Raw genomic sequence first — 13,839 nt, forward strand, 5'->3', positions numbered from 1 at the left:
GGTGAGGGCTCGCCGTGGACCCGTACGAGATGGCCGCCGGATTTGTGCGGGATGGCGTGTGGACTCGTACGAATGGCCCCGTACTGGGCCTACAGCGCGCCCTTGCGTGTCAGGTGGTTGAAGTACAGCCATCCCGGCAGCACCGGAAGCCACAGCGTCAGCAGCCGGTACAGCAGCACCGCGGGCGCCGCGACCTCCTTGGGGAGGCCGACGGCGATCAGACCGAGCGTGAGGCTGGCCTCGACCGCACCCACACCACCGGGGGTCGGCGCCGCCGAGCCCAGCGCGTTGCCGGCGAGGAAGACGACGGCGACGCTGGCGAGACTGAGTGTGGTGGTCTCCTCGTGGCCGAATGCTCGGATCGAGGCGTCCAGGCACATCACGAAGCAGGCGGTGAGCAGCAGCATGCCGCCGATGCCGGTGACCAGCTTCTGCGGCCGCTGCAGCACGTCGAGCATGCGCGGTACGACGCCCGCGAACAGCGACCTCACGCGCGTGACGATGAATTTGCGCAGGAACGGCACCGATGTCACCACGAGAACCAGCACCGCGACCGTCAGCAGACCCGCGATGACCGTGCGGGACGGCGACAGGGACGGCGTCTTCTCCGTGCCGGTCAGATAGCCGAAGGACAGCAGCATCAGGATGTGGCAGCCGAGCCCGAACAGCTGCGACGCGCCGACGCTCGCCACCGCGAGCCCCGGCCGCACCCCGGCGCGCTGCAGGAAGCGCGTGTTCAGGGCGACACCGCCGACCGCCGCGGGGGCCACGATCTTCACGAACGAGCCGGCGACCTGCGCCGCCACGGTCCGCAGGAACGGCACGCGCTCGGGCACGAAGCCGAGCAGGCTCATCGCCGCCGCGAAGTAGCTGAGCGCCGAGAACAGCACCGCCGCGGCGACCCAGCCCCACTCGGCATTTTCGAACAGGGTCGCGAACTCGATATGGGTGAGCTGGGTCAGCAGGAAGTACGCGCCGATCGCGCCGGCGATGAAACTGATCAGGGTGCGCGGCCGGACGCGCTCCAGGCGGGCCGGTTCGACCGGTGCCTGCGGCCTGATCAGCAGCACCTGGTGACGGATCTGGGTGAGCAGATCCTCCTCGCGCGCCTCGTCCAGGGCCTCGTCGATCGCCCGCTTCTCGGCCCGCTGTTCAGCACGTACGGCCTTCTTGCCGGGCTTTTCCAGTACGACCGCGGTGTCTTCCTTGGCCTCCTCGGCGCGGGCGAGCTTGTCCTGCCGGGAAGCCTCCAGTACGGCGTCCCGCTCGCGCTGGGCGCGCTCCCGGGCCAGTTTCCGCAGCGTCGCGCGCGTGGAGCGCGTCAGCGCGATCGGCTGCAGCATCGGCAGACAGTCGGCGACCGCGTCCGGGCCGAGCACGCCGACCGCCGACGCCACGGCGCGCTCGGCGCCCACGCGCAGTCCGAGCGTGGTGACCAGCTGGGCGATGTCCATGCGCAGCAGCAGGTCTCCGGCCGCGATCTCGCCGCCGCGCAGATCGGTGAGGATCACCGTGCCGGAACGATCCACCAAAATCGCGTCACCAGCCAGCCTGCGGTGCGCGATGCGCCGGGACTGCAGTGCCTGCACCTGATGCCAGGTGTCGCGCAGCAGATCATCGGTGATGAACTCGTCGGGCACCGAGTCGAGGGTGCGGCCACCAGTGTGCTCGTAGACGAGTATCACGGCGTCCGGACCGAGTTCGGAGGTGGCGATCAGCTTGGGCGCGTTCGCCCCGGCCGCGATGGCTGCGTACGCGAGGAGGGCCTCCTGCTCCAGGGCCTGGCGCAGCGACTGGAGACTGCGGCGCGTGGTGATGCCACGCAGCGTCAGCCGGCGCCACACGCGGTAGAAGAAGCCCTGCGCCTGCTGCTCGCGGTCGACCACCGTGACGTCCAGCGGTGGGCCGTCCTCCAGGGTGACGAAGTAGCGCCGGCCGCGGTCGCCGTTCTCCGTGGCCTCCGGTGCCTCTTCGCGGGCCGCGCTCACCGGGTGGAAGCCCACATGCCGCAGACCCGCCATCAGCGTCCGCCCGGTGGGCCGCACGTTCGGCGAGCCGACCGCGTACAGCGTCCCGTATGCGACGGTCCAGCCGATGAGCACCGTCAGGATGATCGAGAACGGCGTCGTATAGCCGGTGACCAGCATGGAGAACGCGTCGAGGAGCAGCACCACCCACAGGACCGCGCGCCAGCGCGGTCTGCGGGACATGCCGACGGCCGTCATGTACGCGATGACCGGCGCGAGATACCCGTGCACGGGGTCGGTGAGGGCATGGATGTCGCCCGGCGAGGGCTGGGTGAGCGCCTCCTGGATGGAGTCCGGGGCGGCCTTCGCGACCCACAGATCCGTGGCGAGAGTCACTCCGTGTGCCAGAACCGCGGCGAGGACACCGTCGGCGATGCGCAGCCCGTCCCGCTTGATCAGCCGCTCGATGGCGAAGGCAACGGGAACCAGGAGGATCGCGATGCTCGACGCCAGACCCGCGATCTTGATCAGGAGATCGGGTGCCTGGCCCGTGCCCTTGTTGATGTCCTGTTCGAGCCCCGAGGTGGTGCCGTGCGCGAACGCGGCGATCGCGAGCAGCACGACGATCGCGAGGAAGCCGACCAGAAGCCGCATCAGGTCGGACGGACGGTGCACGCGCGCGGGGAGCAGAGGTTCGTCGCCCTCGACCTCGTCGGCATGGGCCTCATCGGCGCAGTCGGCGCCCCGCTTGACCTGCTGCTTCTCGTTTTCGTACGTCTTAGGGGTGGGCTCTTCGGACGCCGCGGAGGCGCTCTCGCTCGTCTTGGCGGTCGAGGGCTCGGCCTTCGTCCCGCCCGCGTCCTTCTCGTCGACGCCGTCGGTGTCCGGGCGCGACGAGGCCTCGGAGGTGCCCTCCGCGTCTTCGGGGTGCACGCCCTGCTGCCTCATCGTCTCTTCTTGATCTCGTATCACCAGTCACCGCCCGCACGATGGTGGCATGCCCGACCGACACACGGGGGCATCAGGGTGCAAATGCGGGGGCGCACAGTCTGCCCCAAGCGTCGCCGCGGGGCGAGAGATACGCACAGTCGTGACCGCGTCACATTGTCGGTGGGGTGGGGCAGGATGGGGCGGATGAGCGAGGAGAGCCTTCCGGAGGACGCCCTGCCGGAGTACGCGGAGCGGGTGCTCGAGGTCGCCGAGCTGATCCCGCCCGGACGCGTCATGACGTACGGCGACGTCGCCGAATGGCTGGAGGAGGGCGGGCCGCGCCAGGTGGGCCGCGTGATGGCCCTCTACGGAGGAGCGGTGCCCTGGTGGCGTGTCATACGCGCGGACGGCGTGCTGCTCCCGGGCCACGAACTGGACGCGCTGGCCCACTACCGGGACGAGGGCACGCCCCTGAAGGAGGCGAGCAGAGCCTCCGAGGGGCATCTGCCGCGCGTCGACATGAGACGGGCGCGATGGGACGGCGGCGAGCGCACGGAAGGTCACACCTGACAGCTTCCGGCATCGGACGTGCGGAAGGGGAACCTGTGGCCCGGACGGGGGAAATGAGGCACATCCGTGACATGCCGTACGTTCGTGGAGCGAGGGACGCACGTGGCCTGAGGGAAGAAGGGGAAGCCCTCCTTCCAGGAAGCTCACCGGCGTAGCGTCGTCGACGCGCATCCCCCTCACCCCGCGGCCACCGCCCTCCACACGCGGCAGTCCTCCCACCCGTCGCCCGACCACCACCCCTCAACGACGGCGCCCCGCGCCGGCAGTGACAAACCGCACAACCACCAGGACCGGCGAACCACGTGAGCTCCTCTTCTTCCACCAGGCGCCTGACGCACCTCCCGGTGCGCCAGGGGACCCGCGGCGCGTACCGACTGGTGCGTACCCCGCCGGCCCGGGTGGATCCCCCTCGTCTTGACGCAGGGCAGCGCGCGGTGGTTGACCACAGGAGTGGTCCGTTGCTCGTTCTCGCAGGCCCGGGCACCGGCAAGACGACCACGCTCGTCGAGTCCGTGGCTGCCCTGGTCGCACGGGACGGCGACCCGGAGCGGGTCCTGGTGCTCACATTCAGCAGGAAGGCGGCCGTCGAGCTGCGTGACCGCATGGCGCTGCGCATAGGGGCCGCCCACGCGCCCCAGGCCACCACCTTCCACTCCTTCTGCTACGCCCTGGTCCGCGCCCACCAGGACAGCGACCTGTTCGTGGAGCCGCTGAGACTGCTGTCCGGTCCCGAACAGGACGTGGCGGTGCGCGAGCTGCTCGCGGGCCAGCCCGACCTCGAGCGGCTCGGCCTCGCTCATGTGCGCTGGCCGGACGAGCTGCGCGCCTGCCTGACCACCCGCGGATTCGCCGACGAGGTCCGCGCGGTCCTCGCCCGCAGCCGCGAGCTGGGCCTGAGCCCCGACGCCCTGGACGCCTTCGCCAGGCGCATCGGCCGCCCCGACTGGGGTGCGGCTGCGGCCTTCCTCGCCGAGTACCTCGACGTTCTCGACATGCAAGGAGTGCTCGACTACGCGGAACTGGTCCACCGCGCGGTGCTGCTCGCGCGACGCCCCGAGGTGGCCGAGCGCCTCGCCGCCCAGTACGACGCCGTCTACGTGGACGAGTACCAGGACACAGACCCCGCGCAGGTGCGCTTGCTGCATGCCCTCGCGGGCGGCGGGCGCACACTCGTCGCCTTCGGCGACCCCGACCAGTCGATCTACGGCTTCCGGGGCGCCGATGTGAACGGCATCCTGGACTTCCCCGACGCCTTCCCGCGCGCGGACGGCCGCCCGGCGCCGGTCGAGGTCCTCCGGACGTCCCGCCGCTCGGGAGCCGCCCTGCTGGCAGCCACCCGCCTGCTCACTCAACGTATGCCGCTGACCCGTCTGCCGGCGGAGAAGGTACGCGCCCACCGCGAGCTGTCCCCGGTACGGGACGGCGGCCGCGTCGAGGTCTACACGTACCCGACGTCCGGAACGGAGCTCGACAACATCGCGGACATCCTGCGCCGCGCCCACCTGGAGGACGGCGTCCCCTGGGGCGACATGGCCGTCCTGGTGCGCGCGGGCTCCCGCACCATTCCGACGATTCGGCGGGCGCTCACCGCGGCCGGGGTGCCACTCGATATCGACGGCGACGATCTGCCGCTGCGGCACGAGCCGGCGGTCGCGCCGCTGCTGACGGCGTTGCGGGCGGTGGCACAAGCAGAGCTCGGGGAGCAAGGCGAGCTGGGGGAGGAAGCGGAGCCCGGGGCGGAAGCAGAGCTGGGGGAGGACTCCGGCACCGAACCAGCCGTACCGGCTGACGACGAGCCCGCCGTATCGGCTGACGAGGAGCCCGCCGTATCGGCTGACGACGAGCCCGCCGTATCGGCGGAAGACGAAGGCGCCGGCATCGAGGACGACCCAGGAGAGAGCGCCGACTCCGAAGCACCCGCAGCCGAGTCGCCCTGGCTCGACACCGAAACCGCGCTCACCCTGCTCGCCTCGCCCCTAGCGAGCATGGACGCCGCCGACCTGCGGCGACTGGGCCGCGCGCTGCGCGAGGAGGAGCGCGCCGCCGGCAATCTCGTCCCGCCGCCGTCCGACGACCTGCTCGCCCGCGCGCTGGCTGAGCCGGAGCGGCTCGTCGCGCACGACCCGGCGTACGCCCGAGGAGCCCAGCGCCTGGGCGCGCTGCTGCGCAAGGCACGGGAGCGCCTCGCGGGCGGCGGGACGGCCGAGGAGGCGCTCTGGGACCTGTGGGAGGGCACACCGTGGCCGCAGCGCCTGGAGCGGGCCGCCCGCCGTGGCGGCGCGGCCGGGCGCAACGCCGACCGGGATCTCGACGCCGTGTGCGCGTTGTTCGCGACCGCGGCGCGCGCCGAGGAGCGCACCGGGGGCCGTGGAGCCCTCAACTTCCTGGAGGAGATCGAGGCCGAGGACATCGCCGCAGACACCCTCACCCGTAGGGCCGTACGCCCCGACGCCGTACGCCTGATGACCGCGCACCGCTCCAAGGGCCTGGAGTGGCGCCTCGTCGTCGTCGCCGGTGTCCAGGAGGGCCTGTGGCCGGATCTGCGCCGCCGCGGCTCCCTGCTGGAGGCAGACCGCATCGGACGCGACGGGCTCGCCGAACCCCTCACGCCCGGAGCACTCCTCTCCGAAGAGCGCCGCTTGTTCTACGTGGCCGCCACGCGCGCGCGTGAACGCCTCGTCGTCACCGCCGTGAAGGCCCCCGCCGACGACGGCGACCAGCCGTCCCGTTTCCTCGTCGAACTGGGCGTCGAGCCCAAGGACGTGACCGGCCGGCCGCGCCGCCCGCTGTCCGTCGCCGCGCTGGTCGCCGAGCTGCGCGCCACCACCGTCGACCCGCGCGTCTCGGACTCCCTCAGGCAGGCCGCGGCTGTTCGCCTCGCCCGACTCGCCGCGCTCGCGGACGAGGACGGCCGCCCGCTGGTCCCCTCCGCACACCCCTACCGCTGGTGGGGCATGTACGAGCCGACCGAGAGCAAGGTCCCGCTGCGCGACCGCGACCAGCCCGTCGTGCTCTCCGGAAGCGCCCTCGACCAGCTCGCCAACACCTGTGCGCTGCAGTGGTTCCTGGGCCGCGAGGTGAAGGCCGACGCGCCCGCGACGGCCGCCCAGGGCTTCGGCAACGTGGTGCACGTCCTGGCCGACGAGGTGGCGTCCGGACGCACCCCCGCCGACCTCGCCGTCCTCATGGAGCGCCTCGACTCCGTGTGGAACGCCCTCGCCTTCGACGCCCCCTGGAAGTCGGCGCAGGAGAAGGAGCACGCGCGCGTGGCGCTCGAGCGCTTCCTGAAGTGGCACGTCATGGATCGCACAAGTCGTACGCCGGTGGCCAGCGAGCACGACTTCGACGTGACGCTCGAAGCGGGCTCCTACGAAGTGCGCATCCGCGGCTCCATGGACCGTGTCGAGGCGGACACCGAAGGCCGCGCCTACGTGGTCGACTTCAAGACCGGAAAGCAGGCGCCGAGCGCGGCCGAGGTGGCGCACCACCCGCAGCTCGCCGTCTACCAGCTCGCCGTCAGCGAGGGCGCCGTCGACGACGCCTTCGAGGGCGTACGCCCCGAACCGGGCGGCGCCGAACTCGTCCAGCTGCGCCAGGGCGCCGCCAAGAAGAACGGCGGCGAGACCCTCCCCAAGGTGCAGGCCCAGGAGCCCCTGGAGGGTGATTGGGTCGGCGACCTCCTGGCCACCGCCGCCGGCAAGGTTCTCGACGAACGGTTCTCACCGACCGCGGGACAACACTGCACACACTGCGCGTTCCGGGCGTCGTGCAGCGCTCGGCCGGAGGGGCGTCACGTGGTCGAGTGACTCGACCCGCCGGAGGGGCGGCACATGGTCGTGCGAGATGCCCGCGGGACCTCTTGTAGTCGAGTGATGTACGGCACCACGTGTGCTGACCAGCGGTTCTTCCGCCTCGGCGGCCGATGTGGTCCCCGCTGTCAGTGGGCGCCGCTAGCCTCTCTGACGTGCCCGCCCGTATCACCGATCCCGAGCAGCTCAAGGAGCTCCTCGGCATCCCGTTCACACCGGAGCAGACGGCCTGCATCACCGCACCGCCCGCCCCGCAGGTGATCGTGGCCGGAGCCGGATCGGGCAAGACCACGGTGATGGCGGCGCGTGTGGTGTGGCTGGTCGGCACCGGACAGGTCGCCCCCGAGCAGGTGCTCGGCCTGACATTCACCAACAAGGCGGCGGGCGAACTCGCCGAGCGCGTCCGCAAGGCGCTCATCAAGGCGGGCGTCACTGACCCGGACGTGATCGACCCCGACAACCCGCCGGGCGAGCCCGTCATCTCCACGTACCACGCCTTCGCTGGCCGCCTGCTGACCGACCACGGGCTGCGCATCGGACTCGAACCGACGTCCCGCCTGCTCGCCGACGCCACCCGCTACCAGCTCGCCGCGCGCGTGCTGCGCGAGGCACCAGGGCCGTACCCGGCGCTGACCCGCTCCTTCCCCGACCTGGTCGGGGATCTCCTCACGCTCGACTCCGAGCTCGCCGAACACCTCGTACGCCCCGCGGACCTGCGCGCGTACGACGCCGAGCTGCTGCGCTCCCTGGAGGGCGCCAAACTCACCAACGCCGACCTGCGCAAGGTCCCCGAGGCGGCCGCGGCCCGGCGTGAACTCGCCGAGCTGGTGGGCCGCTACCGCGCGGCCAAGCGTGAGCGCGATCTGCTCGACTTCGGCGACCAGATCGCCCTTTCGGCCGCCCTCGCCCGCACCCGGCCCGAGGTCGGAGAGATCCTGCGCGACGAGTTCCGCGTGGTCCTGCTGGACGAGTACCAGGACACCTCGGTGGCCCAACGCGTCCTGCTCGCCGGTCTCTTCGGCGGCGGCACCGGTCACCCGGTGACCGCGGTCGGCGACCCCTGCCAGGCGATCTATGGCTGGCGCGGCGCCTCCGTCGCCAACCTCGACGACTTCCCCGAGCACTTCGCGCACCCCGACGGCCGCCTCGCGACCCGCCAGGCGCTCAGCGAGAACCGCCGCAGCGGCGGCCGCCTCCTCGACCTCGCCAACGGCCTCGCGGAGCCCCTGCGCGCCATGCACGCGGGCGTGGAGGCCCTGCGCCCCGCCCCCGGTGCCGAGCGCGACGGAGTGGTCCGCTGCGCGCTGCTGCGCACCCACGCCGAGGAGATCGACTGGCTCGCCGACTCCATCGCCCATCTCGTACGCACCGGAAAGGCGCCCGGCGAAATCGCGGTTCTGTGCCGTACGGCCACCGATTTCGCCGAGATCCAGGGAGCGCTGGTCGCCCGCGACATCCCGGTCGAGGTGGTGGGCCTCTCCGGGCTGCTGCACCTTCCCGAGGTCGCCGATCTCGTCGCCGTCTGCGAGGTCCTCCAGGACCCCGGGGCGAACGCTTCCCTGGTGCGCCTGCTCACCGGTCCGCGCTGGCGGATCGGCCCGCGCGACCTCGCCCTCCTGGGGAGGCGTGCTCGCCTCCTCGTGTCCCACGCGCGCGTGGGCGCCGACGACGACCCGGACCGCCGACTCGCCGCAGCGGTCGAGGGGGTCGATCCGTCCGAGGTGATATCGCTCGCGGACGCGCTCGACACGTTCCTGGAGATGCCCATCGGGACCGAAGGCGACGACGACGGGCTGCCCTTCTCGCCGGACGCCCGGGTGCGGTTCGCGCGGCTCGCCGCCGAGCTGCGCGACCTGCGCCGCTCCCTCGCCGATCCGCTGATGGACGTCCTGCACCGGGTGCTCGCCGTCACCGGCCTGGAGGTCGAGCTCTCCGCGTCCCCGCACGCCCTGGCCGCTCGCCGCCGCGAGACCCTGTCGAACTTCCTGGACATCGCCGCGTCCTTCGCCGCGGGCGACGGCGAGGCGACCCTGCTGGCCTTCCTCGGCTTCCTGCGCACCGCCGCGCAGTACGAGAAGGGCCTCGACAACGCGCTGCCCGGCGGCGAGAACACCGTCAAGGTGCTCACCGCGCACAAGTCAAAGGGCCTGGAGTGGGACGTCGTCGCCGTGCCCGGTCTCGTCACCGGCACCTTCCCCAGCACCCAGGGCCGCGAGAAATGGACCGCCCAGGGCAAGGTCCTGCCGCACGAGCTGCGCGGAGACGCCGACACGCTGCCTGACATCGACGCTTGGGACGCCAAGGGCATCAAGGCCTTCCACGAGGCCATGAAGGACCACCAGCACACCGAGGAACTCCGTCTCGGCTACGTCACGTTCACCCGCCCCCGCTCGCTCCTGCTCGGCTCCGGCCACTGGTGGGGCCCCTCCCAGAAGAAGCCGCGCGGCCCCTCGGACTTCCTGCACGCCCTGTACGAGCACTGCGCGGCCGGACACGGTGAGATCGAGGTCTGGGCGGACGAGCCCGCGGAGGACGAGGAGAACCCCGCCCTGCGCGAGGCGGCCGCCGACCACGCGTGGCCGCTCCCGCTCGACGACGCGGCACTCGCCCGCCGTCGCGCGGCCGCGGAGACCGTACTCGCCCACCTGGAGCGGGTGGCGTCGCACGAGGAGGCCCACCCCGGGGCCGCGGGGGACCAGCTCACGGCTGCCCACGATCCATCCTCGTACGACGATCCGGACTGGCCGCCTCCGCCTGAGGACGACGACTCCCTTTACGACGACTCCCCTTACGGAGAGGACGGTTTCCCCGACGGGGACGACCCGGACTCCGACTGGGACTCCTGGACGACGGACCGCCCGATGGCCCGCGCGGAGGACGGCCCAACGGACAGCGCGCCCGACCGCACGAGCGCCCGCCCGACGGTTCCGCACCAGGCGCCGGCCCCGGAGGCTCGTCGTCACCCTGAGGACCCCTCGCACCTCACCCCCGAAGAGGCCCGCACCCTCGCCTCCTGGGACCGTGACCTGGACGCGCTGACCGGAGAGCTCCTGCGCGCCCGCGCGAGCGTCACGGACGTACCCCTGCCGTCGTCGCTCACCGCGTCGCAACTGCTGCGCCTGGCCGCCGACCCGGACGGCTTCGCGCAGGAGCTGGCACGCCCCATGCCACGCCCCCCGCAGCCCGCCGCGCGCCAGGGCACCCGCTTCCACGCCTGGGTCGAGTCCCGCTTCGAAGAGCTGCGGCTGCCGATGCTGGAGCCGGAGGAGCTGCCCGGCAGCGAGGCCGAGATCGCCGACGAGCGCGACCTGGAGGCACTCAAGGACGCCTTCGAACGCACTCCGTACGCGCACCGCACTCCCCACCGCGTCGAGGCGCCCTTCCAGCTCGCGATCGCGGGACGCGTCGTACGCGGCCGTATCGACGCCGTCTACAGGGAGGGCGACGGCGACGGGACGACGTACGAGATCGTCGACTGGAAGACCGGCCGCGGCCGCACCGCCGACCCCCTTCAGCTCGCGCTCTACCGCCTCGCCTGGGCCGAGCAGCACGGCGTGCCCCTGGAGTCCGTCAAGGCCGCGTTCCTGTACGTCCGCAGCGGCGAGGTCGTCCGACCGGACCACCTCCCGGACCGGGCCGCACTGGAGCGGCTGCTCATCGAAGACCCGGCAGGCCCACAGGAAGAGGCTCCCGGGGAACCGCCGGACGAACACGCCTCCGTGGGCGGATAGGCTCGTGAGCATGAGCAAGTCCGTTGACAACGCCGTCAGCACCGTCCGCACGTACATCCAGAACCACCGCACCGCCTTCCTCGACGACCTCGCGGAGTGGCTGCGCATCCCCTCGGTGTCGGCGCAGCCCGACCACGCCGCGGACGTGGCGCGCAGCGCCGACTGGCTTGCCGCCAAGCTCCGGGAGACCGGCTTTCCGACCACCGAGGTCTGGCCGACCGCGGGCGCCCCGGCCGTCTTCGCCGAATGGCCCTCCGAGGATCCGGGCGCTCCTACGATCCTCGTCTACGGGCACCACGACGTGCAGCCCGCCGCCCGCGAGGACGGCTGGGACACGGAGCCCTTCGAGCCGGTCATCAGCGGAAACCGTCTCTACGCGCGCGGGGCTGCCGACGACAAGGGCCAGGTGTTCTTTCACACACTCGGCGTCCGCGCCCACCTCGCCGCCACCGGGCGCACCGCCCCGGCCGTAAACCTCAAGCTCCTGATCGAGGGCGAGGAAGAATCCGGCTCCCCGCACTTCCGTGACCTCGTCGAAGCACGGGCGGAGCGGCTCGCCGCCGACGCCGTGATCGTCTCCGACACCGGCATGTGGTCCGAGGACACCCCCACGGTGTGCACGGGCATGCGCGGTCTCGCCGAGTGCGAGATCGAGCTGTACGGCCCCGACCAGGACATCCACTCCGGATCCTTCGGCGGCGCCGTGCCCAACCCGGCGACCGTCGCCGCCCGACTCGTCGCGGCCCTGCACGATGAGCACGCGCGCGTGGCCGTGCCCGGCTTCTACGAAGGCATCACGGAACTCACCGACCAGGAGCGCGAGCTCTTCGCCGAGCTGCCCTTCGACGAGGAGCTGTGGCTGCGTACCGCCAAGTCGACGGCCACCCACGGAGAGGCCGGACACACCACCCTGGAGCGCATCTGGGCCCGCCCGACCGCCGAGGTCAACGGCATCGGCGGCGGCTACCAGGGCCCCGGCAGCAAGACGATCATCCCGTCCTCGGCCATGGTGAAACTCTCCTTCCGGCTGGTCGCGGGACAGCACCCCGAGCACATCGAGAAGGCCGTCCGCGCCTGGGCCGCCGAGCAGGTTCCCGCGGGCATCCGGTGCGAGATCACGTTCGGCGCGGCCACGCGCCCGTGCCTGACGCCGCTGGACCACCCGGCCCTCCAGTCCGTCGTACGGGCGATGGGAAGGGCCTTCGAGCAGCCGATCCGCTTCACCCGTGAGGGCGGCTCGGGACCCGCGGCCGACCTCCAGGAAGTCCTCGGTGCCCCCGTGCTCTTCCTCGGCATCTCCGTCCCCTCCGACGGCTGGCACGCCCCCAACGAGAAGGTCGAACTCGATCTCCTCATGAAGGGCGTCGAAACCACCGCCCACCTGTGGGGAGATCTGGCCGAAAACTGGCGCAAGGCACACTGAGAAGGCTTCACGAAGAAGGCGATACACGTCCTGAAGAGCGCCCCGCACCACCGCACCGCCGTACGTCCTGCTGAACCGCCCGCCGAAATAACCGTTCCACCGGGGGAGTTGGAAGCACCCGTGACCACCTGGACCGACCGCACCGCCGACCGCCCCATCTCGCTCACCGCCCCGAGCGGCATCGACCGGGCCGCCCACCACCGGCTCGACGAGGCCTGGCTCGCGGCGGCCTGGAGCCACCCCACGACCCGTGTCTTCGTGGTCTCCGGCGGTCAGGTGCTCGTCGACGAGACGGCGGACGGCACCACCGAACTCGTGATGACCCCCTCCTTCGAGGCCCCGCTCACGGAGGCGCACCGCTACTTCCTTGGCACGGACGACGACGGTGTGAGCTACTTCGCACTCCAGAAGGACGCGCTTCCCGGCCGTATCGACCAGTCCGCGCGCGCCGCTGGTCTGCGCGAGGCCGGGCTGCTGCTGTCCCCCCGCGACGCGGGTCTGATGGTGCACGCGGTCGCCCTGGAGAACTGGCAGCGACTGCACCGCTTCTGCTCGCGCTGCGGCGAGCGCACGGTCATCGCGGCCGCCGGCCACATCCGCCGCTGCCCCGCCTGCGGCGCCGAGCACTACCCGCGCACCGACCCTGCCGTGATCATGGCCGTCACGGACGACGAGGACCGCATCCTGCTCGGGCGTCAGGTGCACTGGCCCGAAGGCCGCTTCTCCACGCTCGCCGGCTTCGTCGAGCCCGGCGAGTCCATCGAGCAGTCCGTGCGCCGCGAGGTCTTCGAGGAGGCGGGCGTCACGGTCGGCGAGGTCGAGTACATCGCCAGTCAGCCCTGGCCCTTTCCCTCCAGCCTCATGCTGGGCTTCATGGCGCGCGCCACCTCGTCCGAGATCAACGTCGACGGCGAGGAAATCCACGAGGCCCGCTGGTTCTCCCGGGAAGACCTGCGGGCCGCCTTCGAGTCCGGGGAGGTGCTGCCTCCCTACGGAATCTCGATTGCGGCCCGCCTCATCGAGCTCTGGTACGGCAAGCCCCTGCCGATGCGGGGGAGCGCCGTCTAGCGCCTGGGTCGTTCAGACGCCGATCTTCTGCTTGACCTGTGCCAGCGAAGGGTTCGTGAGCGTCGAACCGTCCGGGAAGAGAACGGTGGGAACCGTCTGGTTTCCGCCGTTCGCCTTCTCCACGAACGCCGCGGACTGCGGGTCCTGCTCGATGTTGATCTCGTTGTACGTGATGCCCTCGCGGTCCATCTGGCTCTTCAGCCGACGGCAGTAGCCACACCACGTGGTGCTGTACATCGTCACAGTGCCCTGCATGTCGTTTGCGCTCCTTCACGGCTTCGGGGTGGTGGTCGCTGGGAGTGCAACGTATGTGACCTGGCCGCCATTCCCGTAGGGGGTAC

General features: G+C 71.6%; 7 protein-coding genes. 5 read left to right on the forward strand and 2 right to left on the reverse strand.

Annotation, left to right across the window (positions count from 1 at the left end; all coding sequences use genetic code 11):
* Nucleotides 1-89: 89 nt before the first annotated feature.
* Complete coding sequence (locus tag AB5J53_RS31755; RefSeq protein WP_369249044.1) at nt 90-2,915, reverse strand: lysylphosphatidylglycerol synthase domain-containing protein; 2,826 nt, start codon at nt 2,913-2,915, stop codon at nt 90-92.
* 186 nt (nt 2,916-3,101) lie between these two features.
* Between AB5J53_RS31755 and AB5J53_RS31760 the strand changes: the two genes are divergently transcribed.
* The 5 genes from AB5J53_RS31760 to nudC all read left to right on the forward strand — a co-directional run bounded on the left by AB5J53_RS31760 (nt 3,102) and on the right by nudC (nt 13,498).
* Nucleotides 3,102-3,467 carry an MGMT family protein gene (locus tag AB5J53_RS31760; protein WP_369249045.1) on the forward strand — a complete coding sequence of 122 codons (366 nt, stop codon included), beginning with the start codon at nt 3,102-3,104 and terminating at the stop codon, nt 3,465-3,467.
* A gap of 302 nt (nt 3,468-3,769) precedes the next feature.
* Nucleotides 3,770-7,273 (forward strand): ATP-dependent helicase, encoded by a 3,504-nt coding sequence (locus AB5J53_RS31765; protein WP_369249046.1) that lies wholly within the window; start codon nt 3,770-3,772, stop codon nt 7,271-7,273.
* Nucleotides 7,274-7,431: 158 nt separating this feature from the next.
* Complete coding sequence (locus AB5J53_RS31770; RefSeq protein ID WP_369249047.1) at nt 7,432-11,007, forward strand: ATP-dependent helicase; 3,576 nt, start codon at nt 7,432-7,434, stop codon at nt 11,005-11,007.
* A gap of 10 nt (nt 11,008-11,017) precedes the next feature.
* Nucleotides 11,018-12,430 (forward strand): dipeptidase, encoded by a 1,413-nt coding sequence (locus AB5J53_RS31775; RefSeq protein ID WP_369249048.1) that lies wholly within the window; start codon nt 11,018-11,020, stop codon nt 12,428-12,430.
* Between the two features lie 120 nt (nt 12,431-12,550).
* On the forward strand, nt 12,551-13,498 hold the full coding sequence (gene nudC / locus AB5J53_RS31780; RefSeq protein WP_369249049.1) for an NAD(+) diphosphatase: 948 nt from the start codon (nt 12,551-12,553) through the stop codon (nt 13,496-13,498).
* A 12-nt stretch (nt 13,499-13,510) separates the two neighbouring features.
* Here nudC and AB5J53_RS31785 read toward each other — a convergent pair whose 3' ends face one another.
* A complete protein-coding gene (locus AB5J53_RS31785) occupies nt 13,511-13,753 on the reverse strand; it encodes a mycoredoxin (protein ID WP_081219297.1) in 243 nt (80 codons plus the stop codon).
* Between the last annotated feature and the right edge of the window lie 86 nt (nt 13,754-13,839).

This window comes from Streptomyces sp. R41 (assembly GCF_041053055.1).
Lineage (GTDB): Bacteria > Actinomycetota > Actinomycetes > Streptomycetales > Streptomycetaceae > Streptomyces.

Excerpts from the sequence above, each read along its gene's own strand:
- AB5J53_RS31755 (WP_369249044.1), bottom strand. The coding sequence starts at position 2,915 with ATGAGGCAGCAGGGCGTGCACCCCGAAGACGCGGAGGGCACCTCCGAG.
- AB5J53_RS31760 (WP_369249045.1), top strand. The coding sequence starts at position 3,102 with ATGAGCGAGGAGAGCCTTCCGGAGGACGCCCTGCCGGAGTACGCGGAG.
- AB5J53_RS31775 (WP_369249048.1), top strand. The coding sequence starts at position 11,018 with ATGAGCAAGTCCGTTGACAACGCCGTCAGCACCGTCCGCACGTACATC.
- AB5J53_RS31785 (WP_081219297.1), bottom strand. The coding sequence starts at position 13,753 with ATGCAGGGCACTGTGACGATGTACAGCACCACGTGGTGTGGCTACTGC.